The organism is Brevibacillus sp. FSL K6-2834, from assembly GCF_038592925.1.
Taxonomy (GTDB): Bacteria; Bacillota; Bacilli; order Brevibacillales; family Brevibacillaceae; genus Brevibacillus; species Brevibacillus borstelensis.
The window spans coordinates 1,984,302-2,011,127 of record NZ_CP151945.1 but is presented as its reverse complement, the minus strand read 5'-3'; the positions used below and the strand labels follow the sequence as shown (position 1 = coordinate 2,011,127).

The 26,826-nt window shown below is 50.1% G+C and carries 26 protein-coding genes; 5 read left to right on the top strand and 21 right to left on the bottom strand.

All coding sequences use genetic code 11. The features are described 5' to 3' along the window. Positions 1–13 precede the first annotated feature (13 nt). On the bottom strand, positions 14–757 hold the full coding sequence (istB, locus tag NST96_RS09870) for an IS21-like element helper ATPase IstB (RefSeq protein ID WP_025846873.1): 744 nt from the start codon (positions 755–757) through the stop codon (positions 14–16). Then, positions 754–2,262, bottom strand: coding sequence for an IS21 family transposase (gene istA, locus NST96_RS09865; RefSeq protein WP_251256056.1), 1,509 nt, complete (start codon positions 2,260–2,262; stop codon positions 754–756). The genes istB and istA overlap by 4 nt, the downstream gene beginning before the upstream one ends. Positions 2,263–3,004: 742 nt before the next feature. Between istA and NST96_RS09860 the strand changes: the two genes are divergently transcribed. Then, a complete protein-coding gene (locus NST96_RS09860; protein WP_024985259.1) occupies positions 3,005–4,450 on the top strand; it encodes an IS1182 family transposase in 1,446 nt (481 codons plus the stop codon). Here NST96_RS09860 and NST96_RS09855 read toward each other — a convergent pair. From NST96_RS09855 to NST96_RS09835, 5 genes are all read right to left on the bottom strand, one after another. Continuing rightward, a complete protein-coding gene (locus NST96_RS09855; RefSeq protein WP_339167691.1) occupies positions 4,389–4,823 on the bottom strand; it encodes a sigma-70 family RNA polymerase sigma factor in 435 nt (144 codons plus the stop codon). The genes NST96_RS09860 and NST96_RS09855 overlap by 62 nt on opposite strands. A 418-nt stretch (positions 4,824–5,241) precedes the next feature. After that, a complete protein-coding gene (locus tag NST96_RS09850) occupies positions 5,242–6,231 on the bottom strand; it encodes a hypothetical protein (RefSeq protein ID WP_172920815.1) in 990 nt (329 codons plus the stop codon). Positions 6,232–6,621: 390 nt separating this feature from the next. Next, positions 6,622–8,322 carry a methyl-accepting chemotaxis protein gene (locus NST96_RS09845; protein WP_081607733.1) on the bottom strand — a complete coding sequence of 567 codons (1,701 nt, stop codon included), beginning with the start codon at positions 8,320–8,322 and terminating at the stop codon, positions 6,622–6,624. Between the two features lie 151 nt (positions 8,323–8,473). Then, positions 8,474–9,040, bottom strand: a complete 567-nt coding sequence (locus tag NST96_RS09840; RefSeq protein ID WP_003387520.1) for a GNAT family N-acetyltransferase — start codon at positions 9,038–9,040, stop codon at positions 8,474–8,476. 147 nt (positions 9,041–9,187) lie between these two features. After that, positions 9,188–10,255: an HD-GYP domain-containing protein gene (locus NST96_RS09835; protein WP_024983693.1), complete on the bottom strand. Its 1,068-nt coding sequence runs from the start codon at positions 10,253–10,255 to the stop codon at positions 9,188–9,190. Between the two features lie 183 nt (positions 10,256–10,438). On the opposite strand from NST96_RS09835, the gene NST96_RS09830 reads away from it, so the two are divergent. Next, positions 10,439–10,936: a Mov34/MPN/PAD-1 family protein gene (locus NST96_RS09830; RefSeq protein ID WP_024983692.1), complete on the top strand. Its 498-nt coding sequence runs from the start codon at positions 10,439–10,441 to the stop codon at positions 10,934–10,936. Here the strand turns inward: NST96_RS09830 and NST96_RS09825 are convergent. From NST96_RS09825 to mltG, 4 genes are all read right to left on the bottom strand, one after another. After that, positions 10,884–12,677 (bottom strand): penicillin-binding protein 2, encoded by a 1,794-nt coding sequence (locus tag NST96_RS09825; RefSeq protein ID WP_342406173.1) that lies wholly within the window; start codon positions 12,675–12,677, stop codon positions 10,884–10,886. The genes NST96_RS09830 and NST96_RS09825 overlap by 53 nt on opposite strands. A 116-nt stretch (positions 12,678–12,793) precedes the next feature. Then, positions 12,794–13,435: a uridine kinase gene (gene udk / locus NST96_RS09820; protein WP_003387525.1), complete on the bottom strand. Its 642-nt coding sequence runs from the start codon at positions 13,433–13,435 to the stop codon at positions 12,794–12,796. 66 nt (positions 13,436–13,501) lie between these two features. Then, positions 13,502–14,137, bottom strand: coding sequence for an O-methyltransferase (locus NST96_RS09815; RefSeq protein ID WP_003387526.1), 636 nt, complete (start codon positions 14,135–14,137; stop codon positions 13,502–13,504). 67 nt (positions 14,138–14,204) lie between these two features. Then, on the bottom strand, positions 14,205–15,296 hold the full coding sequence (gene mltG, locus NST96_RS09810; RefSeq protein ID WP_051567355.1) for an endolytic transglycosylase MltG: 1,092 nt from the start codon (positions 15,294–15,296) through the stop codon (positions 14,205–14,207). Positions 15,297–15,527: 231 nt separating this feature from the next. On the opposite strand from mltG, the gene NST96_RS09805 reads away from it, so the two are divergent. Further along, positions 15,528–15,995: a hypothetical protein gene (locus NST96_RS09805; protein ID WP_024983691.1), complete on the top strand. Its 468-nt coding sequence runs from the start codon at positions 15,528–15,530 to the stop codon at positions 15,993–15,995. Then, entirely contained in the window at positions 15,995–16,588 is a 594-nt protein-coding gene (locus NST96_RS09800) for a hypothetical protein (RefSeq protein ID WP_031932380.1), read from the top strand. Before NST96_RS09805 ends, NST96_RS09800 begins: the two co-directional genes overlap by 1 nt. Positions 16,589–16,726: 138 nt before the next feature. On the opposite strand, the gene NST96_RS09795 is transcribed toward NST96_RS09800, so the two are convergent. The 6 genes from NST96_RS09795 to NST96_RS09770 all read right to left on the bottom strand — a co-directional run bounded on the left by NST96_RS09795 (position 16,727) and on the right by NST96_RS09770 (position 23,546). After that, positions 16,727–18,057, bottom strand: a protein-coding gene (locus tag NST96_RS09795) for an IS1182 family transposase (RefSeq protein WP_122958896.1) whose coding sequence is annotated in 2 segments (ribosomal slippage) — positions 16,727–17,517 and positions 17,517–18,057 — 1,332 coding nt in all. Because the reading frame shifts where the segments join, the coding sequence is not laid out codon by codon here. A gap of 174 nt (positions 18,058–18,231) precedes the next feature. Beyond that, on the bottom strand, positions 18,232–18,522 hold the full coding sequence (locus tag NST96_RS09790; RefSeq protein WP_003387530.1) for a DUF1292 domain-containing protein: 291 nt from the start codon (positions 18,520–18,522) through the stop codon (positions 18,232–18,234). 5 nt (positions 18,523–18,527) lie between these two features. Further along, the gene (gene ruvX / locus NST96_RS09785; protein WP_024984956.1) at positions 18,528–18,944 is read right to left on the bottom strand and encodes a Holliday junction resolvase RuvX; all 417 of its coding nucleotides are present in this window, start codon (positions 18,942–18,944) and stop codon (positions 18,528–18,530) included. 150 nt (positions 18,945–19,094) lie between these two features. Next, positions 19,095–19,358 (bottom strand): IreB family regulatory phosphoprotein, encoded by a 264-nt coding sequence (locus NST96_RS09780; protein WP_003387534.1) that lies wholly within the window; start codon positions 19,356–19,358, stop codon positions 19,095–19,097. Between the two features lie 140 nt (positions 19,359–19,498). Then, the gene (gene alaS, locus NST96_RS09775) at positions 19,499–22,147 is read right to left on the bottom strand and encodes an alanine--tRNA ligase (protein WP_003387536.1); all 2,649 of its coding nucleotides are present in this window, start codon (positions 22,145–22,147) and stop codon (positions 19,499–19,501) included. A gap of 334 nt (positions 22,148–22,481) precedes the next feature. Continuing rightward, a complete protein-coding gene (locus NST96_RS09770; RefSeq protein ID WP_003387540.1) occupies positions 22,482–23,546 on the bottom strand; it encodes an AI-2E family transporter in 1,065 nt (354 codons plus the stop codon). 393 nt (positions 23,547–23,939) lie between these two features. On the opposite strand from NST96_RS09770, the gene NST96_RS09765 reads away from it, so the two are divergent. Then, entirely contained in the window at positions 23,940–24,626 is a 687-nt protein-coding gene (locus tag NST96_RS09765) for a TerC family protein (RefSeq protein ID WP_003387542.1), read from the top strand. Positions 24,627–24,709: 83 nt separating this feature from the next. Here NST96_RS09765 and NST96_RS09760 read toward each other — a convergent pair whose 3' ends face one another. From NST96_RS09760 to NST96_RS09745, 4 genes are all read right to left on the bottom strand, one after another. Next, positions 24,710–25,567 (bottom strand): MurR/RpiR family transcriptional regulator, encoded by an 858-nt coding sequence (locus NST96_RS09760; RefSeq protein WP_243015000.1) that lies wholly within the window; start codon positions 25,565–25,567, stop codon positions 24,710–24,712. 281 nt (positions 25,568–25,848) lie between these two features. Further along, positions 25,849–26,034 (bottom strand): hypothetical protein, encoded by a 186-nt coding sequence (locus tag NST96_RS09755; protein WP_003387544.1) that lies wholly within the window; start codon positions 26,032–26,034, stop codon positions 25,849–25,851. 27 nt (positions 26,035–26,061) lie between these two features. Continuing rightward, on the bottom strand, positions 26,062–26,268 hold the full coding sequence (locus NST96_RS09750; RefSeq protein WP_003387545.1) for a hypothetical protein: 207 nt from the start codon (positions 26,266–26,268) through the stop codon (positions 26,062–26,064). 36 nt (positions 26,269–26,304) lie between these two features. Beyond that, positions 26,305–26,787, bottom strand: a complete 483-nt coding sequence (locus NST96_RS09745) for a PRC-barrel domain-containing protein (protein ID WP_003387546.1) — start codon at positions 26,785–26,787, stop codon at positions 26,305–26,307. Positions 26,788–26,826: the final 39 nt, after the last annotated feature.

The window sequence follows — 26,826 nt, the reverse complement described above, 5'->3', positions numbered from 1 at the left end:
AACTTTTTCATGATCACGATCTTTGAATGCTCTGCTTAAAGCGATAGCTGTCTCCATTCATTGCAAAGATATGGGCACGATGGGTAAGCCGATCAACCAGGGCTGACGTCATTTGCTCATCTTTGAAAATCTGTGTCCATTCCGTAAATTCCAGATTACTGGTAATGATCATGCTTCCTTTCTCATAGCGGGCCGCACAAAATTGGAATAATAACTCCGCCCCGGTCCGACTCAGAGGGACAAACCCGACTTCATCCAAAATAATCAAATCTGTTTTCAACCATTGCCTCTCTAGCTGGAGGATTCGCTTTTGGGACTGAGCTTCCATAAGCTCGTTACATATTTTAGCGGCAGTCCAAAACTGAACGGAATAGCCATGATGGCAAGCTTCCTTCCCGAGTGCAATGGAGAGATGAGTTTTGCCAGTGCCAGAGTTTCCGATAAACATGATGTTCTCTGCCTTTTCGATGTACTCACAACGAGCCAGTTGAAGCAATTTGGGCTTATTGAGGGACGGAATCGCCGAGAATTCAAATTGATCGAGCGTTTTCATAGAAGGGAATTTGGCGTGCTTGATGCGACTCGCGATTTGGTTAGCATCCCTTTGCTGAACTTCTTGCTCTAGTAGGGCTAAGAGGAACTCCTCGTAGGGAATTTGCCGTTCAGCAGCATCATGGGCGATTTCCTTATAGACACGTTTAATCGCAGGTAAGCGAAGGCGTTTCGCGTAGGTTTCAAGCAGGAAACTCGTACTCAATGAACCACACTCCTTTTCTGTAACAAACGATTGTACTGGCTAAGATCTGGGGCCTTTACCTGAATACGTGGAACAGAGCTATCCTCCGCCAACGAGAGTTGGGGCAAACGGTGTTCCGGCAATGTTCGCTGAAACAATAATTGCCTTACGGCATCATACTGGAACATCCCTTTTTGGCAGGCCTCCCCCAGTGCTTCTTCGACGAGAGAAGTATCGAATTCACGGTGCAAAAGCAAGAGTCGAACGAACTCCTTCATCCCTCCTGGTCGGTTACGGCACTTGTCCAAGAACTTTTGGTAAATGGCGGGTAATCCTGCCTGATGCAATGGTCTAGCATAAAGAACTGCTCCTGGGCGAATAAGAAGTAAATCCAGATAATGATCGTATTGCAAAATCTCCTTTCCTTTTTCCAAGCACCGCTCATGCGTCGCAATCAGGCTTTTTCCGTGATACACCTCAATTTTTTCAGCAAATACTCGGCAAATAAGTTGGGTCGATGCATAGGAAACCGGGACGGAATAGGCATTTTTTTCAATGTGGATCATGGATAGCGTATTGCTTTTCACGGGTACAACACGGAAACAATCCAATGGCCGTGGAGGCAATGGAAGCATGATGGGCAACTCTTGAACAAATGCTTCTCCAACCGTTAGGGAAGACCGGGGAACGGTTGTATTCTCGTAAGAGATACATTTTTCGAGGAGGATTTGATTTAGCTCCTCCAGAGAAGAAACACTAGGAACAGGTGCAAAAAATTGCCTCTGGGCAAACTGTACGAGGTTTTCCACTTGGCCTTTTTGATGCCCTTTTCCCGGATCACAGAAATAGCTTTCAAACAGGTAGTGGGCACGTAGCTGAATAAATCGCTCTTGTTCCTCGCGATTTTTGCCTTCCAATACCTTCTTAACGGCTGTTGTCAGGTTGTCGTATGTGATGACTTGGGGAACAGCACCGAAAAATTCAAAAGCATCTACATGACCTTGGAGAAGAGCCTCTTGCTTCTGATGAGCAAATGTCTTGATGAAAATCTTTCTGCTGTATGTGCAACGCATACAAAAGACTTGAACCTTCACTTGTTTCCCTTGTAAATGAACCGTAACCTCACCCCAGTCAAATTGGGCAAATCGCCCTGGCGGGAAATCAAGAGGGACAAATGCTTTAGGAGGAGAAACCCGCAACTCTCTGACGTAGCGTCGTACAGTAGATTCACCGCCGGTGAATCCATGTTCGTCAACGAGTCTCTGGTAAATACGTTTGGCAGTATGACGCTGCTTCGGGGGAGCCTGTTCATCTTGACGCAGCCATTCCAAGATGATGGGCTTGACAAAATCAATGACTGGCTTCGGCTTCGGTTTTGAAAGCTGGTATACAGGGATTTCCGTTGATGTCAAGGCTTTTCGTATCACTTGACGCGAGTAGCCAGTTTCGCGAGAAATTTGACGAATCGACTTCCCTAGCAGAAAGTGTTGTTTCCTGATAAACTCATAATTAGCCATCTGAAGCATTTCCTTTCCTCCTATATCTTGTTGTCTAGACAACTACAAGATACAGGAAAGAGGTGCTCAGGTGGTCAACTTTTTTATGAGCGATGTACCACTAGGTGGTCAATTATTAGATTAGCATTCACATTCATGTCCGCCAAGCGCGGAGCGTAGTAGTCGCTCAAGGTACTTCTCCCGCTTCGCGGAACCTCGACCAGCGAGCGCCGGTTAAGGCTGGTTCGTTGTCCCTTCAACCGGCTTTTCGGAAGTTCCGCCGGTAGGAAATCGGTGGCGTCATCATCCGGTCCCAAGAATGCAATCAAAATGCCACGCTTTTCTTTCCAGCTCCCCTTGGCCATCGGAATTAATTGAGAACGCTGTCGATCCAGATTACAGCCAGATAAATTTCTCCAAGTGGAAAAAAGGAACAAAAGCTGAACTCGTTTTTTGTGAGAAAGGCGAAGAAATTCTCACCACATATCATTTTGACGAAAAAGAATATCTACAGAAAGTTGTTATGTTGGAGTTGGTCGTGAAAGCATCATCTACGACAGAGAAAAAGAGATTGCTTCAATTATGGAGGAACTCACAGAGGCAGTGCGTAATGAATAGTTCCCAAAGATTCAAAGCACATAACAAACAAAGGAGAGCTTAGGCTCTCCTTTCAGCCTGTAGACAAAGTTCCGTAAGGAACAGGGTCTGCAGGCTTTTTTGTTGAATATAGAACATGTTACGTTTTCAAAAGTTATTTTTTAGAGGTGGCATTATGCTTAATAAGCAAGAGGCCGAAGGGCGTTATCAGATATCTGCATTCTCGCTAGATGAGTTGGTGCCAGAAGATCATCTCGTAAGAAAAATTGAAAATGCAATCGACTTTTCGTTCATCTATGACTTGGTGGAAAGCCTTTACTGTCATGACAATGGCAGACCCAGTGTTGACCCTGTAGTCTTAGTTAAAATTGCTTTCATCCAATATATTTTTGGAATTCGTTCCATGCGACAAACGATTAAAGAGATCGAAACCAATGTTGCCTATCGGTGGTTTATTGGCTATGATTTCAGTCAGCCCATTCCCCATTTCACGACCCTAGGCAAGAACTATGTTCGCCGTTTTCGGGATACTCAACTCTTCGAGTCGATCTTCCTTCGAATATTGGAGGAGGCGGTTCATCATGGATTCGTGAAGCCTGATGTGCTTTTCATTGATGCTACGCATGTAAAAGCCAGTGCGAATAAGCATAAATACGTGAAAGAAATCGTTGAAGAACAAGCGAAGAAATATCAAGAGCTGCTGGACGAAGAAATCAATCAGGATCGTATTGCACATGGAAAGAAGCCCCTTGAAAAAAAGACAGAAACTTCGAAGAAGGAGGTGAAAGTCAGCACAACTGACCCGGATTGCGGATTGTTTGTAAAAGGGGAAAAGGAACGTGTATTTGCTTATAGTTTTCATACAGCATGTGATCGAAATGGATTTGTGCTTGGTGCCAAGGTAACGCCAGGCAATGTGCATGACAGTCAGGTTTTTGAGGATGTTTTGAATCAAGTGCGAAAGACGTTTGCACAGCCTCAAGCTGTGGCAGTGGACTCGGGATACAAGACGCCTTACATCAGTAAAACACTCCTTGATGACCAGATTCGCCCCGTTATGCCCTACACAAGACCACGCACCAAAGAAGGTTTTTTTAAAAAGCACGAATATGTGTATGATGAATATTTCGACTGCTACATCTGCCCGAACGAGCAAATCTTAACATATGAGACAACAAACAAGGATGGGTACCGTATCTATCGATCAAATTCTCAAGTTTGCCGAAGTTGTCCGTTCTTGAAACAATGCACGGAAAGTAAAGACTACACAAAGAGAGTGAGTCGCCACATCTGGGCTGATTACCTCGAAGAGGTAGACCACCTCCGGCATACCGAGGAAAACAAACAAATCTATAGCAAACGGAAAGAAACGATTGAACGTGTATTCGCTGATATGAAGGAAAAGCATGGCATGCGTTGGACGACCTTACGAGGACTGGAGAAGGTCACGATGCAGGCGATGCTTGTTTTCGCTGCCATGAACTTGAAAAAAATGGCGACCTGGCTATGGAAATCAGGTCGCCAAAAGGTGAACGATCAAAACACCTTCGGTATTTTCATCAAATTATTAAACAAACTCCCTCTGCTGTTCGTTCAGCGAGGGAGTTTGTCTGCAACCTGAAAGGAGAGCTTAGGCTCTCCTTTGACATTAATATCTCGTTTTCAATGCACCGCGCTGCATACGTCGCCAGCTTTGTCCCCTTATCCACCTGGTAGCTCTCGATGGCCTTGATCAGCCCAATCGTTCCGATGGAAATGAGGTCTTCGCTGTCCTCGCCGGTGTTTTCAAATTTTTTCACAATGTGGGCAACCAGCCGCAGGTTGTGCTCAATGAGCTTATTCCGGGCGATCGGGTCGCCTTTGGCCATCAGCCGGAGGTACTTTTCCTCTTCCGTGTCAGGCAGCGGTTGGGGAAAAGCATTGTTTTTGACGTAGGCCACGAACAGCATGATTTCCTTGATAAACAGAGAAAGCGCCGCAAAGATGCTGGACACGCTTGCCACCTCCCACGAAGGATATGCGCTTATTTCTATCCTTATGTGGGCGATTGCCTACTCGTGCATGTACAGGGAAACCGCAGGGAAAAATGATCGTTTCCACTTTGCTTGCACCTACGACACTTTCTTCGCCAAGCACTGATGAGTCACTGTGCAAAGGAGGATACTCATGTTCAGACATGGTGAGAATATCATCATCATCGAGAATATATGGTTTATTTTGGTTCCCTTGCTACTTGGGATTATCGGTTTGTCTTGTCTTCTTGTCGGAATCGTAAGGAAAGACAAAATAAGCCTGCTTGTCAGTACTGTCTGCTTTCTGTGTCTCTTCCTTTTTGCCACTGCTTGTCATTTCTTAATTCCACCGATAACCGGTTAATCCATAGAGCTGACGTCTCTTTCTGGATCGAATGCGTCAATTCGCCGTCGCCTTGCGGTAGTATCCCTCGGCCTTGCTCTTGTAGCCGTTTAAGATTTTATTCGCTGCCGCCAGCTCCTGTTTTGCTTTCCCGAGCGCTTCCTTTCCGGCTTGAGCCACTTCGTTGTACTTTTTCGTGCGGTTTTCTTTGTCGGCGATCTGCTCTTTTACCTGACTCCACAATACCTCAGCCTGATTCAAGTCGCCTTGCATAATTTCGATAATATTGCTGATCGACTTGGCCTTTTGCCCTATGCTTGCATCGAGCACATGGATACCATCCATAACTGCGCTCATGCTGGCCACCATGGATGACTTTACCTCTGACATGCCTGTGTCTTGACCCAAAGCCGCTATTTCCTCCGAGAGCGCCTGCAAATCTGCGAGGTGCTGTTCGTAAATGGCCTGATCCTCGGAAACGTTCAAATCGGACAAATACTTCACATTTTCAGCGATATCCGCCTCCAGCTTTGTCAGCTGCTCCACTTTTTTTGCCAATTCCGCCGCTTCCTTCGCTTTTTGCTCGGCCCGCTGCTTTTTGATATCCTCCGCTCTCTCGCTGACCCGCTGATTCAAAGCCACAAGTTTTTCATTGTAGGCCGTTGTTTGTGTCGCCACAAGCTTCGTTTCCGGTTCATACTGCTCCAGCCATTGCCCATGGAAGACGAGCTCGTCTGGCGTCACTGCTGCGGCAACGGCTTGCCCCTGTTGTGTAGTCAGTGACAATTTCCCCTCTTCCAAAGAGCCTGTAAAAATATAGGTGGTGTCTGTCACTGCCGGGAGATCGTCGATCGTCTCAACCTTCGCTTCCTGTAGTTCTACGGTTACGTTCTCTTTTCCCGGAATGACCTTGGCGTGCAGGACCCGGTTCTCCTCTTCGTACACGTACCCCTCCGCGAGCCGAACCGCGGTAAAAGACCATACGGCAAAGCCGGCCGCTATCAGTATCAGTAAAGCAGCGATGATGACCACATGTTTCTTTTTCACTTGTACGGCGACCCCTTTACTTCCTTTTTTATTCGCGTCGGCACATCTATGACATATGCCGCAGCGCGCTTCTATCATTCTACCATATCCTGCCTCTGTGCCTCCTCATAGATCCCCAGGTTCGTTCCATACTACCAGGTCTTGTGAGGGAGTTTCTTCTCATTGTGGGGCCTACCGACTAGTTCTTCTTTTCACCAATGTCCCTCAGTTCGGTTACCTGTTCTGGATGGACATTTTGGGCCGGCTGTGAAATTCGGTTATGAACGATGGATGCGGCTGAACAAAAAGAGAGGACCCTTCGCGCGTATCGCGAGTGTCCTCTCCTGGTGGTACTCTATATACGCCTTCAGGCTTTTCGCTTAGCCTGATGCGGCCTTCTGCCTTTGAATGCTACGACACCCGAAACCTCGAGACCAGCGTTCGCAGCTCCTCTGCCATTTTCTCCAACGCCCCGGCAGACGCCGCAATTTCCTGCATGGAGGCGAGCTGTTCTTCGGAAACGGATGCGACATTTTGCGAATTGGCTGCCGACTCCTCCGCAATTCGGGCCATCTCCTCGATAGACGCCTTGATTTGTTCGGAGCTGGCGGTCATCTCCTCGGCGACTGCGGTCACTTCCTGAATTTGCGCAGAGGTTTGCTCGACTGCGTGGAAAATGCGCTGGAAGCCTGCTCCTGTCTCTTCGACAATCTCCCTACCTGCGGCTACTTCCTTCTGTCCTTGTTCCATGGCAGCAACGGCATGGGACGTATCAGATTGAATCTCACGGATCAGATTGGCGATTTGCTCGGCAGAGTTCTTGGACTGCTCGGCCAGTTTGCGCACTTCATCTGCCACGACTGCAAAGCCTCTACCGTGCTCTCCCGCCCGTGCCGCTTCAATCGCGGCGTTCAGAGCAAGCAGGTTGGTCTGATCGGAGATGCCGGTAATGACCTGGATGATCTCATCGATTTGCTTGGATCTTTGCTCCAGCCGCTTGACCACTTGGTCAGTTTGCCCGACGGCATCGCTGATCGTCTGCATCTGGTCGATAACCCTGTGAATCATTTCATTGCCGCGCTCGGTTTCTTTCGACGTCTCGACGGAAACCCCGGCTACGTTCGCTGCTGTTTGTGCTACCCGCTGGACGCCCAAATTCATCTCGGTAATGAGACGGACACTGTCTTCTACGCTGCGGCCCTGTACCTCGGCTCCATGAGCGACTCCCTGAATAGCAGACGCGATCTGGTTGGTCGCCTGAGTGGTCTGCTCTGCACTGGCAGTAAGCTGCTCGGATGAAGCGGCGACCTGCTGCGCATTGCCGACTACTTCCGTCACCAGCGTGCGGAGATTTTTCACCATCTGCCCAAAGGCCTGCGCCAGTTTGCCCAATTCGTCACGATTTTTGACGCGCCCGATCGCAACTGTCAAATCGCCGGCTGCGACCCGCTCTGCCGCAGCGGTCAACTGAACGATCGGCTTGGAAATATGGCGGGAGAGCCAAAAGCCGACGACGATCGCTGAGGCAATGGCGACCAAGCTGATGATCTTGATTGTATTGCGTATCTGCTCAACCAGCTCGCTGTTTTGCAAGGTCTCCGCTTCCATCAGCTTCTTTTCATTGTCCACGAGCAAATTTGCCAAATTTCTGATTTCGCGGGAGACTGGCATGGCATCGTTGAGAGCGACCCGCTTTGCGTTCTCCCAATCATTGGTGCCGATCAGCTTTTCGACTTGGACAGCCTTTTCCTTATACTGGTCATTCAAACGCTGCAGGCTTTCCAAAAGTGTTTTTTCTTCCTCCGTAGAAACCAATTCAACAGTCGATTTGATCGTGGCATCCAGAGTTTCAATCGCTTCGTCCATAGTACCGGCCGAATTCGCTTCGGCCAACAGAACGGCCCGTAGTGTGGAAATTTCCCGTGAAGCACTGTTTTGGATTTCTTTTGCATTTTCCAAAACCTGGACCCGTTTGCCAAGCAGTTCCGCATAGGAATCATTGAGCTGCTTGATAAATAAATAAGCAACGCCATTTGTAATCCCAAACATGAGCACGATACCCAAGAATCCCAGCAATAACTTGTTGCGAATAGACAGCGACAAATTCATCATCCTCCGTATATCATGCAAGACAAACCCCTACTCCATAGTACCCAATTATCATAATTTTCACAAGGAAGATAGTACCAATATATTGATAGATAAAACAAAGCCCCCGTGATCCTGCAGGAAAATCGGGGGCCACGCCCTTTGCACGAACGTCCTAGATCGGGACTGCCAGCATTTTGACCATATGATCGTACAAATGCCCGCTGACCATCAACGAGCCATCCATCTGATACCCGATATGCTCGTATAACTGGCGTGCGCGAACATTGTCTTTTTCCACCAGCAGGGCTGTCCGTTCATACCCCTGCCGTATCGCTTCCTCTTCAAAACTGGCCAAAAGCCGCGTGCCAATGCCTTTTCCCCGATAATTCGGGTCGACGACAAGCGTATCGAGATAATATTCGTCTGAGCGTGCTTCTTTGACGATGATGGGAGCTGTTCCGGTTAGTTGTTCCAAGCGCTTGGCAAATGGCCTGTCCAGCTCCTCGGTTCTGCTCCCGTGATAGCTGATCAAAAGGCCTGCCGGTTTCCCTTCGGCTACGGCGATCATGCAATTTTCATGGCTGATCCGGTTCTGTTTTTCCCGGAAAAACTGCTCCATGACTTTAATGGCCTCATCCTGTTTATCCGCTCCGGTCAATGTGTGGGCAATATCCCCGATTGCTTCATAGATCAGAGGGGCCGCCCAACTTGCGTCCTCTGGTGCCGCGTATCGTATCATGTTTGCCTCCTTGCATTCCCCTGTCAGAACTCTGTGTTCTGTCTACGTATAGACATACTATACCATTTTGCCATAACAATGAAAAAAGGTCGATCCCATAGAAAAAAGACGCTCTTTCAAAAAGAGCGCCTCCTTGCTGGCGAATGCCTATACAATCATTTTTTCAATGGTGAGCGAACGGTGGTTTCGCAGATCAACAAATTCCTTTTTCCTGCGGACCAACGGCCTCATCGGTTCATCTTGATGAATGAGAATGATTTCGACCTCTTCCCCGTCATTCAGCCTTGCCCTGGCCCCGACGTACAGCTGCGCAATGTAGCGGACAAACACGGTAACAATTTCAATGTTGAGCAGCCCCTCACAGGCCGATTTCCACAGAAGTTGGGCCGCTTCAAAGGGCGATGTGCGGGTCTTGTACACACGGTCTGAACAGATCGCGTCAAACATGTCGGCAACGGCAAGCACCTGGCATTCAATCGGAATATTCTCCTTGGTCCTTCCTTCCGGATAGCCGGAGCCGTCCAGCCGCTCATGGTGAAGCAGAGCACAAAGCAAGAGAGTTTCACAGCATCCTTCCATCTCGTTGATCAGCTCATAGCCATAGACGGTGTGCTGCTTCATCTGGGCAAATTCTTCGTCCGTCAATTTCCCCGGCTTGAGCAAAATCTCTTTGGGAACCTTCATTTTTCCGATATCGTGCAAAAAGCCAGCAGCTCCCATGATCTTGACGCGCTCGTCGTCCCACTTGAGGAGCTGGGCTATCAAGGTTGAGAGAATGCCGACGTTTATGGAATGGCGGTATGTATAGCTGTCAGCTCCCTCAAGTACATACAGGGAGCGAAACAGTCCCATTCGCTTTTTGGTGCAATTGGCGACTTTGTGAAATGCTTCTGTAAATTCCTCCAGCCGAGGCATTCGCTCCAGCTCAACGCTTTCGAACAAGCGGCGCGTATCTTCCATCGCTTCCAAATAAAATGCCACGCTTTCCTGATCCGTCCCTAAATCCATCAGCTGATTAGAAATTTCTTCACCGTTCCCCTCGGACCAGGTGCGATCCGTAATATGCACATGATTGATCCGCTGTTTGCGAAAAAGCTGTACATGCGTTTCCGTGAGAACCGTTCCTTTTTGCAGCAGGAGGATCCCGCTATGCGAATACAAATCCTTTTCGAGGACGCGTCCAACCAACAAGAGATTAACAGAAGCCAATGGCATAGGATCAAAACCTTTCCTGCAACACTCTTTTCCTAAATTATAGGAAAAGCGCCTTTTGACTTACAACCCTTTTTTTGCCTTACATGGGTAATTGACCCGGGTCACCTGACTTGATCTCGTCATATGATAGGAGGCGGCCTTTATAAAAAGCATCGGATTTGCAGCGAAGGAGGTTTTCCTGCAATGGCTTCATTGTATCTCACACCAAAGGTATGGCGGCAGATTGAGCAAGCCGTACGAAAAAACCCCTATCTGGAGACGGGCGGCGTCCTGATGGGGTATCCGATAAGCGAGGATAGAGAAGAATGGCTTGTGACCTATGCCAGCGGACCTGGTCCCAAAGCCATTCATCAGCCCCACTCGATCATGTTTGACGACCAGCATTTGCGCAACCTGGTGAGAAAACAGCGAAGACGCAGACCGTGGCAATACATTGGAGATTGGCACAGCCATACGGTTCGCCGATTGTCCCCGAGCAAAGGGGATCGACGGACCATTTGGGAAAAGGCATCACAGTCTGTGTACATGTCCACTTCCCCTTTCATGCTGATCGTCGGTCTAAACAAGCGCAATCAGTTGCAGGGCAGAGCCTACAGTCTTGGCGATACCCTTTCCGAGGTAAAGGATCTCAGAGTGATCGACCGGCAATTTCTTCAACAACGTCTTGAAAAATCTCCATAGCCCTGTTTCCGGTCGACACCGGCTGATTTTCGGCAACAACACAAATGGCATAGCGCGGGTTGTCAGCCGGAGCGTAGCCAGCAAACCACAAATGGTTTCTCTCGTTATGCCCGGCTCCCGTCTGAGCCGTTCCGCTTTTGCCGGCAATCGGCCATGAGCTGTTGTTCAAAAGCTTCCCCGTACCGCTCGTGACCACAAGTCTCAATAGTGTTCTCAGCTTTTTGGCAGTCACATAATCAATTCCCGCTTCGTCCAGGGACTGAACGGGAAACCGAAAAAACGATTGGCCGTTTTTATACGTGATTTCCTGTACAAGCCTTGCCTGGCCCGGCTGTCCCCCACGGGCGATCGTCGCCATCATATTGGCAATCTGCAGCGGGGTCATTCGGACATCTCGCTGTCCGATTGCTGTCTGAATCAATACGCCTTCGTCTTTTCGCGACACGTCATCCAAATAGACCCGCCCTTTTTCCTCGCCGTCTATTTGGCGAAAGCCTTCCAGTTTGAACAGATGAGCTGTACGATCCCCTACCTGTGTCAGCAATCCCAATCGCCGGGCATACTCCTCCAGCTTTTCCCCGCCTACCCGCTTGGCGATCTCTGCAAACGCGATATTGCAAGAGTGGGCAAATGCCTCGTCCATTGTCAGCGATCCGTGACCTTCCTTTTTCCAGCAGGAAAATCCGTATTTGCCGTAGCTGCCGCTGCAGTGAAACCGTTCCGTCGGCGAGATGATCCCCTCCGAAAGAGCGGCGGCAGCCACTACGGTTTTAAAAACCGAGCCCGGCGGAAGCTGCTTGACCGCACGATTTTGCCAATCCCCTTTCTCTGCCTCCACCCTGGACTGATCGTAGGCGGGGCGGCTCGCCATCGCCAGAACATCGCCAGTGGAGACGTCCAGAACGACTACTGAACCTACGTTCAGGCCTCGCTGGTCGATAATCCGCTCCACGCTCCGCTGCATCTGGGCATCCAGTGTCGAAAGCAGCGAAAGCGGGTAGTACTCGTTTTGCTGACTCGTATAGCGGATATCCAGACCTCGCAGCGGGTTCCCTTCTCCATCCACGTAATAAGACAGGACAGATGGCTCGATTCCTTGCAAAAACCTGTCAAAGCTCCTTTCAAGACCCGATGCCCCTACCGTAGTCTCGGCATTTTTCTTCCCTTGCTTCCATTCATCCGGGTAGAGCGATTGGACCAGCTCCGGGTTCCGGTGGATATATCCGATCACATGTTTGGCAACCTCTTCGCTCCGATACCGTTCCGTTACTGCCAATGAGACAATCCCGGGGATCGCCAGCTTGTTGATCCTCTCCGCCTGCTTTTCCGAAAGCGCCACCAGGCGTTTGGACGTATCTCTCAGCATCACAGGAGCCTTTGCATTTTTCATCAGGTCATTCAGCTGCTCTTCGCTCACACCTGCAATCGAAGCGACCTGTTTTAATCCGTCGGTCCCTTTCAAGCTGCCGCGGGCCAGTGGAAACAGGATCAGCGCCAGCTGCTCTTCTCCTGTGAACCGGTAGCCGTTTCGATCCAGGATATCTCCCCTGCCGCTGTGAAGGACGATGCTCTGTTGCCTCTGTTTCACCGCGTTTTTCACCAGATCGATGCCTCTCTTTGTAAAGCGGTGAGCCGCCCCCACCTGAATCCACCACAGCCTCGCGACGAGGCCGAGCCATAGAACAGTCATTCCCAGCAACAAAATGAATTGTCTTCTTTTCATCCTCCGCTCCAGCTGCATCCCTCATCCCTCCAGCCTTTTCCATCCAGTATGTCCCGAATGAAGGCGGCGGAAACAAAAAACACGCCTCATGATGGGCGTGTTCTGCACGTCGTTTTCGTTTCCGACATTCGTTTTCAGCGATTTGCCACCTGCTGCTTTTCCAGCAGGATATCGCGTATTTTCGTCGACAATAAATCAAGGGCTACCCGGTTGTATCCGCCTTCAGGGACGATCACATCAGCGTACCGCTTTGTAGGCTCGATAAATTGCAGATGCATCGGGCGGACAACCTCCAGATACTGGCTCACGACAGACTCGAGAGAGCGGCCCCTCTCTTCGATATCCCGTACGATTCTGCGGACAATCCGCACATCGGCATCCGTATCGACAAATACCTTGATGTCCATCAGCTCGCGAATCCGGGGGTCCTCCAAAATCAGCATGCCTTCCAAAATGATGACATCCTTCGGTTCGACCCGTACCGTTTCCTGCTTGCGGTTGTGCACCTTGAAGTCGTAGATGGGCTTTTCGATTGCTCTGCCTTCGATCAACTCTTGCAACTGGGCCAGCAGGAGGTCATTGTCAAACGCAAACGGATGGTCATAATTGGTGAGCACCCGCTCCTCCAGGCTCAAGTGGCTCTGATCCTTGTAGTACGAATCCTGCTCAATCATCGTGACGCTGTCATTTTGAAATTGTCGGTACAATTCTCTTGCTACTGTAGTTTTGCCGGAACCGCTGCCCCCAGCTACCCCAATCACAACGGGGTGACCCATGATTCATATCCCCTTCCTCATGCAGCCCTCTTCAACAGTTTTGTTCGAGGTTATCTTTGTCGCTTGTTATCTTTTTTTAAAACTGACAGCCAGACCGTCTCCGACAGGGATAAACGCAGTTTCCAGGTCGGGATGCTGGGCCAGATAGTGATTAAAGCCAATCAGCTTGTCCACCATGGGACGCAGTCTTTTCCCGGCTTCCTCCGGAGTGGCAACAAGACCGCGGAACAAGACATTGTCTGTCAGCACCATGCCGCCCGGCCGCAGCAGCGGCAGATACAGGTCCAGAAACGCACGGTACTGTCCCTTTGCCGCATCGATAAACAGACAATCGAAATGATACGAATCCGGAAGGCCGGTCGTAGCGTCTTTGAGAAGAACCTCTACCCGGTCTGCAACGCCTGCCTCGCTCAAGTTTGCTCTCGCTCTATGCAGTCTTTCCTCGTCGATGTCCATCGTCACAATCCGCGCTTGCGGTGCCGCTTCGGCCATCCAGATCGTCGAATACCCGATCGCCGTTCCGACTTCGAGGATTTGCTCCGGGCGGTGAAGCTGCAGATAAGACCGCATCACCTGGGCAGTAGGCAACTGCACAATCGGTATGCCTTCTGCCTGCGCCTCTGCTTCCATGCGCTGCAGCAATGGAGAACGCGGGGGAACCAGTCCCGATACATATTCGTCGATCGCAGGATTGGTTATCATCACGTCACCCCCTTTTTTACAACCGAATTATTATATCACAAAGCCATTGCAATAGCAGAATACGCTGCTATTTTCCCCGGCTCTTTTTATCCAGTGCGTTGTGCTCTGCCAGCGTTTTGGAGAAGTAATGCTCCGAGGTGCCGTCCTTTTTCGTGACATAGAAAAAGTAATCATGGCTCTCCGGCGATACGGCAGCAGCGAGCGACGCTCTGCCCGGATTGGCGATCGGACCGGGAGGCAGGCCTGGGTGCAGATACGTATTGTACGGACTTTCTACCTTCAAGTCGTCATACGTAATTCTGTCCCGCTGCTTTCCGAGCACGAATTGGACTGTGGCGTCCGCCTGCAGAAGCCAGCCTTCCCGCATCCGGTTGTAGTATACGCCGGCTACGATCGGACGCTCCTTGTCGACGACGACCTCTCTTTCGATAATGGAAGCGAGGGTAACCGCCTCATCGATGGTCATTTTCCGCTTCGTGAGCTGCTGTGTCCATTCCGGCTTCCACTCTTTCTGGAACTGGGCCAGCATCCTGGAAATAATCTCGTGCTCATCGGCTTCCTTCTTGATCTCATAGGTTTCCGGAAACAGGTACCCCTCCAGGCGATGCTTGCGCCCTTCCTTTTGCGGTATCGCAGCGACGAACGGAAACTCGGGGAAGCTGCCCTGGTTTACCTCCTGCAGAAACTTTGCTTTGTCTACCAAGCCTTTCTCGGCCAGGTGATCAGCGATCTGTTCTACATTCCAGCCTTCCGGGATCGTAAAGCGCATCGCATTGACGACGGTTTTTCCCTCTTCCATCGCTTGCAGCATCTGATCGATCGTTTGCCCTGTCTGGAACTGATAGTCTCCGGCCTGCAAGCGGGAGCCTGTCCCTTTGTACTTGACATAGTATGCGAAAAGATCGGGATTCCGTATCAATCCATTCTCATGCAAAATGCGGCCAATCTGTTTTACGGATGAACCGGACGGAATTTGCACTTCTTTTATAACGGCTTCTCCGGCCACTGGCTGCAAGCCCTGATACACGTAGTAGATCAACCCTGCTGTACCGAGCAGCACCAGCAGGAATAAGATGACGACTGTACGGAAAAAACGGCCTCCCCTTCTCCGCTTTTGCACCGGCGGCCAATTCGATTGGTCGTCGTGTTTGATTGACATAGGATTCACTAAAAGAGTCCTCCTTCTTGGTGGCGCCTTTCTCCATTTCTGCGGCAAGCCACACTCGGGCGATCGGGTAAAAGGTAACCGCCCATTATCTGTTTCATTATACCGAAGGCATGTCTACCTTGTCATCAACTCCTGAGCAGAAGCATTTTCCGGGAAAAAAGCAGGATTTCCCCTAATAAAAATGGAAGAAATAAACAAATAATTAGGAAGGAATTTTGCAGGATGAAACGCTTTTTCACCTTTCTGGAATGGTTCTTGGTTATTTGTCTCGGGGGGCAAGTCCTTCTTCTCTTGATCGCCTCGTTCACGGTGCTGTTTGCCAACGCAGATGAAATACGTTCTGCCAAAAAGGAGGGCACGTTCTATCCAGGTCCCGGCATCTCCCAAACGTATTATAACCGGGAATTGACGGTGGACGGAGTCAGGTACGACGGGAGCACGCTGAAGGTTTATATGACGAGCCGCGGTTCTGGATCGGCCAGTCTTCCCAGCTTTGTAAATATTGCTTCCGATACGGGTCAAGATCTAGACGTTAGATCAGGGGGACAATCGATCAGTTGGTTTGTTTCCAAAGGGTACTACCTGATAAAAGAAGCTCCATCCGATCTGCAATCCATCCGCATATATGCCGAAAGCTACGGCCAATCCTTCTCCTTTACCGTTCCCCTGGCCAAAGGAGGGATGGAATAATGCAAGAGCGCTTGCTAATGCGGGAACGCAGAAACCGCTTGATCCGCTGGTTGATTATTGCCGTATCCGTGATGATCCTGTTTCCGCTTTACTACCCAAGCCCGTGGTCGCCAAAAACCGCTGTTCGGCAGACCCTTGAAGGAATGGCCTTACCTTCCGATACCATCGAGGTGGTATCCATGATTCAAACAGGAAGCATGCACTCTGTCCTTTTTTACGATGAAGAGCATGAGCTTTACCACCATTTTTTCATGGACCGGCCGTTCGGCGTTCTCTGGCGAAACAGCGGCGGAGGCGGTGGGTATACCTTTGACCCGAACGAAATCCTAAAAATGAGCTGGGGCGGACAGCGGGAGGATGACAACTGGTACAGCTACGCTGTCGACCAAGTCAATGACCCGCGAATCCGCACGCTAACCGTCGAATGGAGTGACGGGGTCAAGCAATCGATGCAGCCGATCAAAGGCTTGTATCACTTTGCCCGTGTATTTGGAAAGGACGAGAAAGCAGCCGCCGTTCTTCTGGCCTATGATGCAGAGGGCAGGCTGATCTACCGTTTGGATGAGAACCAGCCGGCAATTCGCAAACAATAGATATGGTTTCATAAAAAAACGAGAGGGAAATTATCCCTCTCGTCAGGCTGTCGAGAAACCCCACAATATGTTGGAGTTTCTTCTTTCATAACAATAAAATTGAGCACGAAGTGCTGGAAGTCTTAGATAGCACCACACCTAACATGCCTTTGCAAGGTGGAGTGCTATCTTTTTTATATTTTGAACGGTTGCTGTCAGCAACGCTTGCTCTTGGACATTTTCACGTCCGCGCAACCTACAATAGCGAAGTCCATGCAGTTCTTTGGCATCTGCAAAACTTCGCTCTATCGTTTGGTATCTCAACCTGTATAGGTATTTTCCTGACTTACTTAAGCGGTTCTGTCGAACCCATTCTTTACTCTCTTCCCATACATGCCTGGTTATCACCTTTTGGTGATTTTTTGACCGTGTACACATAGTGAGCATCGGACATGCCTTACATATTTCTTTATTTGACTTATACATTCTGTATCCGTTACGGTCAGTTGTCGAATAAGCAAGCTCATGTTTTTGGGGGCAAATATAGACATTCTTTTCGGGATCATATTTAAACCGCCATTTGGCGATAAGGCCTTTAACAGGTGAAAAAGCTCGATGGCCAATGACGGCAAAGATATTTAGATCGTGCAGAGCCTTGCAGATTGGAGTAGTTAAATAGCCAGCATCCAATGCAACGGCTTCAATGGTATCTGTAAACCCAAACTTCTCAATTTGGTGTTGTAGCCGATCTACATAAGGAACAGAATCATGAACGTTACCCGCAGTCACGTGTACATCAGTTATGATATTGTACTTATGATCGACTGTCCGATGATCGAGATAGAAAAAGCCTTCAGGCTTTCCGTCACGAACCATGTAACCACTGTCCGGATCAGTAGTACTCACCTTGATTTCCTTTTCTTCCTTCACATCCTCTCTAGGCTTCAATCCTTTTTTCCGTGTGCTTCACGGTCTTCATTAATGGCTGCTTCTAAATCACTAAGGTAGGCTCGACTAGATTTTTCAATAACATGCTTCTTAAATTTACGTTTGTTCGCATTTGCTTTCAGATGAGTGGAATCACTTATCAAAACACGTCCGCCAACCATGCGATGTTGGATAGCAAGGCGAACGATTTCATCAAAAATCTCTTGGAAAACATTTGTGTTTTTAAAACGAGTTCGACGATTCCAACTGATGGTAGTGTGGTCTGGAACTCGATCTGTTAGTGAAAGGCCAAGAAACCAGCGGTAAGCAATATTCGTCTGAATTTCCTTTTCGAGTTGTCTTTCTGACCGGATACCGTAAAGGTATCCAATGAAAATCATTTTAAATAAAACCACCGGATCAATGGCTGGTCTACCGTTATCTTCACAATAGTATTGGCGTACTTTTTCTCGGATGAAAGAGAAGTCTACATGCTTTTGAATAACTCGTAGCAAATGGTCCTCCGGGACCAACTCATCAAGGCATACAAATTCATATTGCATTTGTTGCTTTTTTTCATTAGAGGAAAGCACAATAATCACCCGCCAGTAAATGTAATTACAAGAATATTATAACACATTAACGCGGTGTCGTCATAAAATACAGGGAAATAAAAATGGCTGTCGACTTTCTCGACAGCCTGCTCTCGTCTTCTCTCCTGGAGCTTTTCAGATTTCCTACAGATCTTCCTTCTCCAGATCGGTGATCAGGGTCTCGAATGTCGCTTCTACCTGCTCCCACTCTTCGTCGTCTTCGATCGGCTGGAGCATATCCGTGCCTTCGTAGCGGAGGAAGTGAACCTCGTACTCTTCTTCTTCCTCTTGATCGACAGGGACCAGGACCAGATACGAACGATCCTCGATGTCAAAGATATACATAATGCGGAAATCGCGAGGATCGTCGCTTCCTTCCTCGGTCAGCGCAATCACATCGCCTACTTCAAACTCCTCAAACAACTCTTCACTCATGCTCGTCACCTCGATTTCGCGTCCAAATAACCCTGCAGGATTAATACGGCCGCCATTTTGTCGATTACTTTTTTTCTTTTTTGCCGGCTGACATCGGCGGAAATCAGCATGCGCTCAGCGGCCATGGTCGTCAGACGCTCATCCCACAGGTGGACGGGCAAAGACGTATGTGCTTCGAGCTTGCTGGCAAAAGCTTGGCAAATCTCGCCTCGCGGGCCAATGGTGCCATTCATGTTCTTTGGCAAACCTACGACGATTTCACCCACGTCATACTGGGCGATCCACTCATCGAGGCGGGCAAAGTCCTTCTCTCTGGACTGCCGTCTGATCGTTTCCACGCCTTGGGCCGTCCAGCCCAGCTCATCACTGACGGCGACCCCGATCGTTTTGTCCCCGACATCCAAACCCATAATCCGTTTCATCCGACTCGCCTACTTACGCTGTTCTGATTAGATAACTCCGGCTTCGCCCGCATGTGGGCGAAGCCAATTGTACGACACACGGGATATGCGAATACCGCGGTACAACGGGGTGTTGCGTTTTTGCCGACCACCTTTTGGCAACAGGGATGATTACTTATCCCGATCGACCAAATAAACGGTTACCAGCTCTTCGATAATCCGGTCACGCTCAATTTTTCCGATCAAACTTCTAGCATTGTTGTGGCGGGGGATGAAAGCCGGGTCTCCGGACAGCAGGTAGCCGACAATCTGTGTAATCGGGTTGTACCCCTTTTCCTGCAGGGCCTGATACACCTCCGTCAAGGTTTCCCGCACTTCCTCTGACTTATTCTCTTTGGGCACCGTGAACTTCATGGTTTTATCCATCGAACTCACGATCAACACCTCGATTCATTGAGACTCTTCCGCTGGTTGCTTTGCCATTCCTTGTGTACTTCGCTTCGAACACACTCATTTCCTTGTTGTTTCTGCACTTTTCCACAAAAGTTGGCGAAAGTTGACGGACAGAGGCGGTATTACTTCGCCGCCAACTGTCCTTTTACCAGCTCATATACCAACTCAAGCGCTTCCTGCAGCTTGGACGGGTCTTTGCCGCCAGCCTGGGCCATATCTGGACGTCCGCCGCCGCCGCCACCGCAACGAGTCGCTACTTCTTTAATAATTTTGCCGGCATGCAAGCCTTGATCCATCAGGTCCTTGGTCACCCCTGTAACGAGGTTGACCTTTTCTCCATCGACGGAACCGAGCACGATTACGGCTGACCCGAGCTTGTTTTTCAGCTCATCGACCATACCGCGCAGGTTATCCATATCGGATGCAGATACACGTGCCGCCAGCACCTGCACGCCGTTTACCTGCTGGAGCTTGTCGGTCAAGGAAGCCGCTTCGATGTTTCCAAGCTTGGCGCGGAGGGATTCATTTTCGCGTTGTACGTCCTTGAGTTGCTGCTGGAGACTCTCTACACGGGCAGGTGCTTCTGCCAGCAGCGGGGCCTTCAGTGTTTGCGCCACTTCCTTCAAAATGCCGAGCTGTTCGTTCAGGAATTGGTAAGCGCCGCGTCCGGTCACCGCTTCGATCCGGCGCGTACCCGCTCCGATGCCGCTTTCGCTCAAAATCTTGAACAGACCGATCTCTGCCGTGTTGGCAACATGGCATCCGCCGCACAGCTCAAGGCTGTACTCGCCCACTTTGACGACACGAACGATATCGCCGTATTTTTCGCCGAACAAGGCCATTGCACCCATTGCCTTCGCTTCGGTCAACGAGCGATTCGAAATCTCGACAGCCAGATTGGCCCAAACTTTTTCGTTGACGATCTTTTCGATCTGCTCGAGCTCCTCAGGGGTGATCGCGCTGATGTGTGTAAAGTCGAAACGAAGCCGTTCCGGAGCCACCAGCGAGCCTGCCTGATTGACATGCGTTCCCAATACGTCTTTCAGCGCCTGATGGAGCAGGTGAGTAGCAGTATGGTTCTTCGTGATGTCGAGACGGGCTTCACGGTTTACCTCGGCCCGGACCTCGTCACCAACGCGAAGTGTGCCCGCTTCCACCGTCACCGTATGGATGTTTTGACCCATCGGCCCTTTTTGCACGTCGCTGACTCGTGCTTTGACGCTGTCGGAGATGAGTTCGCCTTCATCGTTGACCTGACCGCCGCTTTCCGCATAGAAAGGAGTGCGACTCAGGATGACCTGAACTGTTTGTCCTTCCTCCGCTTGATCAACCAATTGATTTGCTGACACAATCGCTTCGACTTTACCAGTCGCTACCAATTCAGTATACCCAACAAATTCGCTCGTAACCGTCAAATCGGAAAGCGGACCTCCCTGGATCTGCATGCTGTCCACGTCCTGACGGGCATCGCGGGCGCGCTGGCGCTGTTCCTCCATCGCTTGTTCAAAGCCGTCGCGGTCCACGGACAGACCTTGCTCACCCGCGAAATCTTCGGTGAGGTCGACCGGGAAGCCATACGTATCGTACATCTTGAACACTTCAGGCCCGGAAAGCTGGCTTTTGCCTTCTGCTTTCGCGGCTTTTACCATCTCGGACAAGATAGCAAGTCCATCGTTCAAGGTTTCGTGGAAACGCTCTTCCTCGGCGCGAATAACTTTTTCGATGAAAGCGCGCTTCTCCACCACTTCCGGATAAAACTCGCCCATCATGCTGCCGACTGTTTCCGTCAGGCGGTACAGGAACGGCTGCTCGATGCCCAGCTTTTTGCCCATCCGTACTGCACGGCGAAGCAAGCGGCGGATGACATAGCCGCGGCCCTCGTTGGACGGCAGGGCGCCGTCGCCGATAGCGAATGTGACCGTACGCGAATGGTCGGCGATGACTTTCAGGGCCACATCCAGTTCAGGGTCTTGTTTATAGGCTACGCCGGAAATGCGGCTGGCTGCTTCAATCAGCGGGAACAGCAGGTCTGTCTCGTAGTTGTTGTCCACTTCCTGAATGATCGAAGCCATCCGCTCCAGGCCCATGCCGGTATCGATGTTTTTCTTCGGCAGCGGCGTGTAGGTGCCGTCCGGATTGTGGTTGAACTGGGAGAATACGAGGTTCCACACCTCCAGGTAGCGCTCGTTTTCGCCGCCCGGGTACAGCTCCGGATCATTCGGGTCATTGCCGAAGCGCTCGCCCCGATCGTAGAAAATCTCTGTGTTGGGACCACTCGGGCCTTCCCCGATATCCCAGAAGTTTCCTTCCAGCCGGATAATCCGCTCTGCAGGAATGCCGATCTGCTTGTGCCAGATTTCGTACGCTTCCTCGTCCTCCGGGTGAATGGTGACGGAGAGCTTCTCCGGATCAAAGCCGATCCATTCCTTGCTTGTGAGGAACTCCCATGCCCAGTGAATCGATTCTTCCTTGAAGTAATCGCCGATGGAGAAGTTCCCCATCATTTCAAAGAAGGTATGGTGGCGCGCAGTGCGTCCTACGTTTTCGATGTCGTTGGTGCGAATCGATTTTTGCGCGTTGGTGATGCGTGGATTCTCAGGAATGATGCGGCCGTCAAAATATTTTTTGAGTGTGGCTACGCCGCTGTTGATCCAAAGCAGGGATGGATCGTCCACCGGCACCAGGGGCGCACTCGGTTCGATGCGATGGCCCTTTTGCACGAAAAAATCAAGAAACATTTTGCGAATTTGATTACCTGTCAGCTTCTTCATAAAAACTGCCCTCCTATTATGATGAAGTATGAAAATAAAAAAGTCCCCATCCCCTCAGGGACGAGAACTTGTCTCGCGGTACCACCCTGCTTACAGGCATCGTGATTCTGCGCATCCATGCCTGTCGCTCGATTAAGGCCGTAACGGTGCCTGGCCGCCGGTTTTTTCCCGGTCTTGGGAGTAGCCTTCCGTCGCTCTTCTTCTGGCCACTCTCTCAACCTGCGGAGTGTCCTCTCTGTAGAAGGGCTGCAACGTACTCGTTCCTTCATCGATCTGCGGGGTTATCCCCGTTACTCTTCATTGTCCGTATTATAAATTTTTTTACCGATTGCTGTCAACTTTCATGCATGATCAGAGCGATCCGGCTTATGACCACCTTGCAGACTGCCAAGACCGGGACAGCCACGATCAAGCCGATAATCCCGCCGATTGCCTCCCCGGTTAGTAGTGCGAGGATGATAAGCAGCGGATGCAATTGCAGGGAGCGGCCGACGACATTGGGCGAAAGAATATTTCCCTCCAGAATCTGGATGACCCCATTTACGGCCAAGACCAGCAAGGTCATCTTGAACGATATGGTCAGCGAAACGACGACGGCAGGGGCTGCGCCGATGATCGGGCCGATATAGGGAATGACGTTGGTCAGGCAGACGAAAGAGGCCAGCACGAACGGATACGGCATTCCGATAATCCAGTACCCGATATACGCGCACAGTCCCACGATGAGCGCGACGATCATCTGACCGTGTATGTAATTCCCCAATGACTCGTTGACATCTCGCAATACGGCAAGCACCTGTTTGCGGTAGCGGGCCGGTATGATCGCGATTCCCGTCCGGTGAAGATCTTTCATGTCCTTCAACAAATAAAAAGCGATAAACGGCACGACCGCATAGGCAAGCAGCTTTCCGAGCGTATTGCGGGCGTTGTTCACAAACTGCGTAATCGAGTGGGACATTTTCTCCTGTGACTGGATGATGACCCGGTCCACGCCATGTGAAATGCTGTCCGGCAAAAAGTATTTGTGCGACTCCCATTCACTCATCCATTTGTGATACCATTCGGTCAGTCTGGGAATATCGTCGGAGAGCTCGATCAACTGCGTCGTAAAAATGGGGATGGCGTTGACGACTGCGATAGCGATGATCAGTACGAACGAAGCATAGATCAACAGCACTGCCATCAGCCTCGGTACCCTGCGCCTCTCCAGCAACTGGACGATAGGATGCAGCAAATAAGCGATCAACAGCCCTACGATAAAAGGCAGGAGAATTTCTGTCAGCAGATGGTACCAGGCGCTAATCACAGGGCGCAGCAGCCAGAGCAAGTTGCCGATGATCAGCAGTACGATCAGCCAAATCGCAGCGGCAAACAGGCGGCTGTTGCGAAGTCCTTCCACGGCTGTGACCTCCTCTACGCAAATTTCGTATGGATTAGCATGTGTCAATTTGAAAAAAACATGTACATGGGTGACAGTTGCTTATTGACACATCTTGAGTAGCAGGTGTACGATATAAACACAAATGGATATTCTCCAAAGGGGAGTAGCTTTTTCGCAGCAAAGTCGTCATTACGGGAATTTTTTCCCCGGCTTTGTTGGCAACGTCACGTTCGTTGTAAGCAAGACCTTTGCCTGATTAGGTAAGGGTCTTTTCTGTTTTTTTCGACCTTTGCCTGTTAGGGTAAAGGTTGTTTTGTTTTCCTCATCGTGACACAGACTACATAAAAAGTGTCAAGCAGATTTGGAGCAGCGGCCTTTAGAGACATCCACAAAAAAGGAGGTTGGAGAAACATGGAGATGTTGTTTACACCTGCATTCTGGTCTGCGCTGCTTGCCATCATTGTCATCGATCTTGTGCTGGCGGGAGATAACGCTATCGTTATCGGGATGGCTGCTCGCAATTTGCCTGCCCATCAGCAAAAGAAAGCGATCATCTGGGGAACCGTCGGGGCGGTTGTCATTCGGGCAGCGGCGACTCTGGCTGTGGTCTGGCTGTTACAAATTCCGGGTCTTTTGCTCGTCGGCGGTTTGATGCTGATCTGGATCGCCATGAAGCTGCTTGTACAAGACGGAGGACATGAAACAGTCAAAGCAGGCTCCAGCCTGGGTGCGGCCATTTGGACGATTGTCGTCGCTGACGCTGTCATGGGACTGGACAATGTGATTGCAGTTGCCGGAGCAGCACACGGAAGCTTTCTGTTGGTGGTACTGGGCTTGATCATCAGTGTTCCCGTCATGGTCTGGGGCAGCACACTCGTACTGAAGGTCATGGACCGCTACCCTGCCGTGATTTACATCGGATCAGCCGTACTTGCCTACACTGCGGGAAGCATGATTACAGGCGAGCCATTCCTGAAGGGCTTCTTTGTCGAATACCCGATCCTGAAATGGGCATTGATTGCCGTAATCGTTGTTGGCGTCCTGCTGATTGGCCGGATGAAAAATCAGGCGCAAAAACGGATGGCCGAACAATCGTAAACAAGAAACAGGCTTCGCCAGTTGGCGAAGCCTTCTTTGTTTGATCATATCCCGTCGTTTACTTGCCCCCAGTCTTTCATCATCTATGAAGTCTCAAAAAACGGATAAAACTGCTGGATGCTCTCGTCGTACTGCTTGATTCGCCGCTGTACGTTGTTCCGGTCTGCCTGGACAACGCCGCTGACCAATACGTTCAACAAAGAAAAAATCGTAGCCATTCCTTTTAACGGTGTAGGCGAAGGAGTGCTTGCTTTGATCAGCACATCAGCAATCGGTCCGATCGGAGACAGCTCATCGTCGGTAATCGCCAGTATTTTTGCTCCCTTGTCCTTGGCTGCCGTGGAAAAAATGATCGTCTCTGACGTATAGCGGGGGAATGAAAAAGCAATCACCAGACTTTTGGCATCCACTTCCGTGATCAAGTAATTGGCATCATCAATCTGCCCTCGATACAGGTATGTGTTTCCCTTTACCACGTTTAGCGTGGAAGCAAGCCAGGTAGCGGGTCCGTGTGAGCTGCGGAACCCGACGACAATCAGCTTTTTCGCTTTCACAATCAGCTCCACCGCTCGCTGAAACTGCCCCGGATCCAAGGCGTTCATAGTCTTTCGAATATAGGCGATGTCCTGCTCCATATGGTAGGCGACCAGATCAGTCTCTCCTGCCACGTCTGTTGAGTACTGCTCCAACAGCTTGTCTTGTTTGCCCGAAAGCAGCATCAACTCGCGAATCTCATTTTGCAAAGCGGTATATCCGGAGTAGCCTAATGTATAACAAAGGCGGATGACAGTGGTTTCGCTCGTTCCCGTAAGCGAGCCGATTACCCTTGCCGGATGGAGCGCGACTTGCTTTGGCTCGTCCAGGATAAGCTTGGCAACCAATTTTTGCTGGTTGGTCAAAGTGTGGTAGTGCTTGCGGATCTGTTCGTTTACAGTGTCCATCTTTTCCTCCTCAACGCATTCTGACAGATCATCTTCTGTTCCGGCTGGCGGCAAAATTCGTCCCGCTCCCCGTCTCATCCATCTATCGATAAATGGGTATAGATTTTTGAAGAGAAAACTGCTCAATTATAAAATTTACGAAGCATAAGCACTGGCGTAGCCATTATATGGGACTAATCGTTATTTTACCAATACTTTTAAAATAATCTTCATTCCATTATGTGTATGCAAAAAAACCGGACGCACCTTGATCGCGTCCGGCTGATAGCTTGCCTAGCATGCTAACGAGCAAAAACTCGCATCAGCTTCTGGCTTGTTTTCATCATTTTTCTTACATCCCGCATGGAGACCGGCCAACGATTGATGTTCAACGCAAAACGTTTGCGGCGGCGCGGAGCCATCATATATCCGACAGCAGCCACGATGCCGCCTGCAGCTATAATGCCAAGCAGGTTTCGAGCAATCATTCGCGACACACCTCCGGTTTTGGATGTCTACATGCTTAACTGAGTCGGTACGATCTGTTCTTCGATAAACAGATCATTGAGCGAATGCAGTGAGCCGTCTTCTTCCACCTGGTAAACGGAAGCGATCTGCTCATTGGCTACGCTCATTTCAATAAAGCAGTTCCAGCAATAGTATTGATTGGTACCAATTTTGCCTATGTCTTTGGAACTGCAGTTCGGGCAAATCACACGCATCTATCTTTTCCTCCCTTTCACGCCTGGCTGCGAACCTTAATCCGGCACGATCAGGTTTTCTTCCCCAATAATGACGGACGGAGGAACGGACAGGCGTTTACGTCCTTCAGTAACGTCCGCCAGCCAACCGTTCGATAATTCGTACCCTACAATTTTCTCCCAGTCCGCAGAGAAGTAAACATCTTCCAATCGCCCGAGCAAGTTCCCCGAAGCGGAAATCACGGATTTCCCCTTCAGTTTCAGCTTCCCTGTCAGGACACCTGTGGGTTCCGAAGCGGCCAGTTGATCCAAGGAGGTAATTGCGTCTTTGCCCGAAACAGTGAGACAGGACTCTCCTACCGCATGAATGCGGCCCAGGGGAATATAGGTGCCGGATTGCAGCCAGCCCTGTTCGCTCAGCAAGACTCCTGCGACCTGCCAATTGTCGGAGTCAAAGAGAATGTCACGGATAACACCGATCTCTTCGCCTGTATCCAGGCAGACGACCGGCATGCCCACTACATCCAATGCCTTGCGCATAATGGGATTTCCCCCTTCCGCCTCTTTAGTATCGGGCGG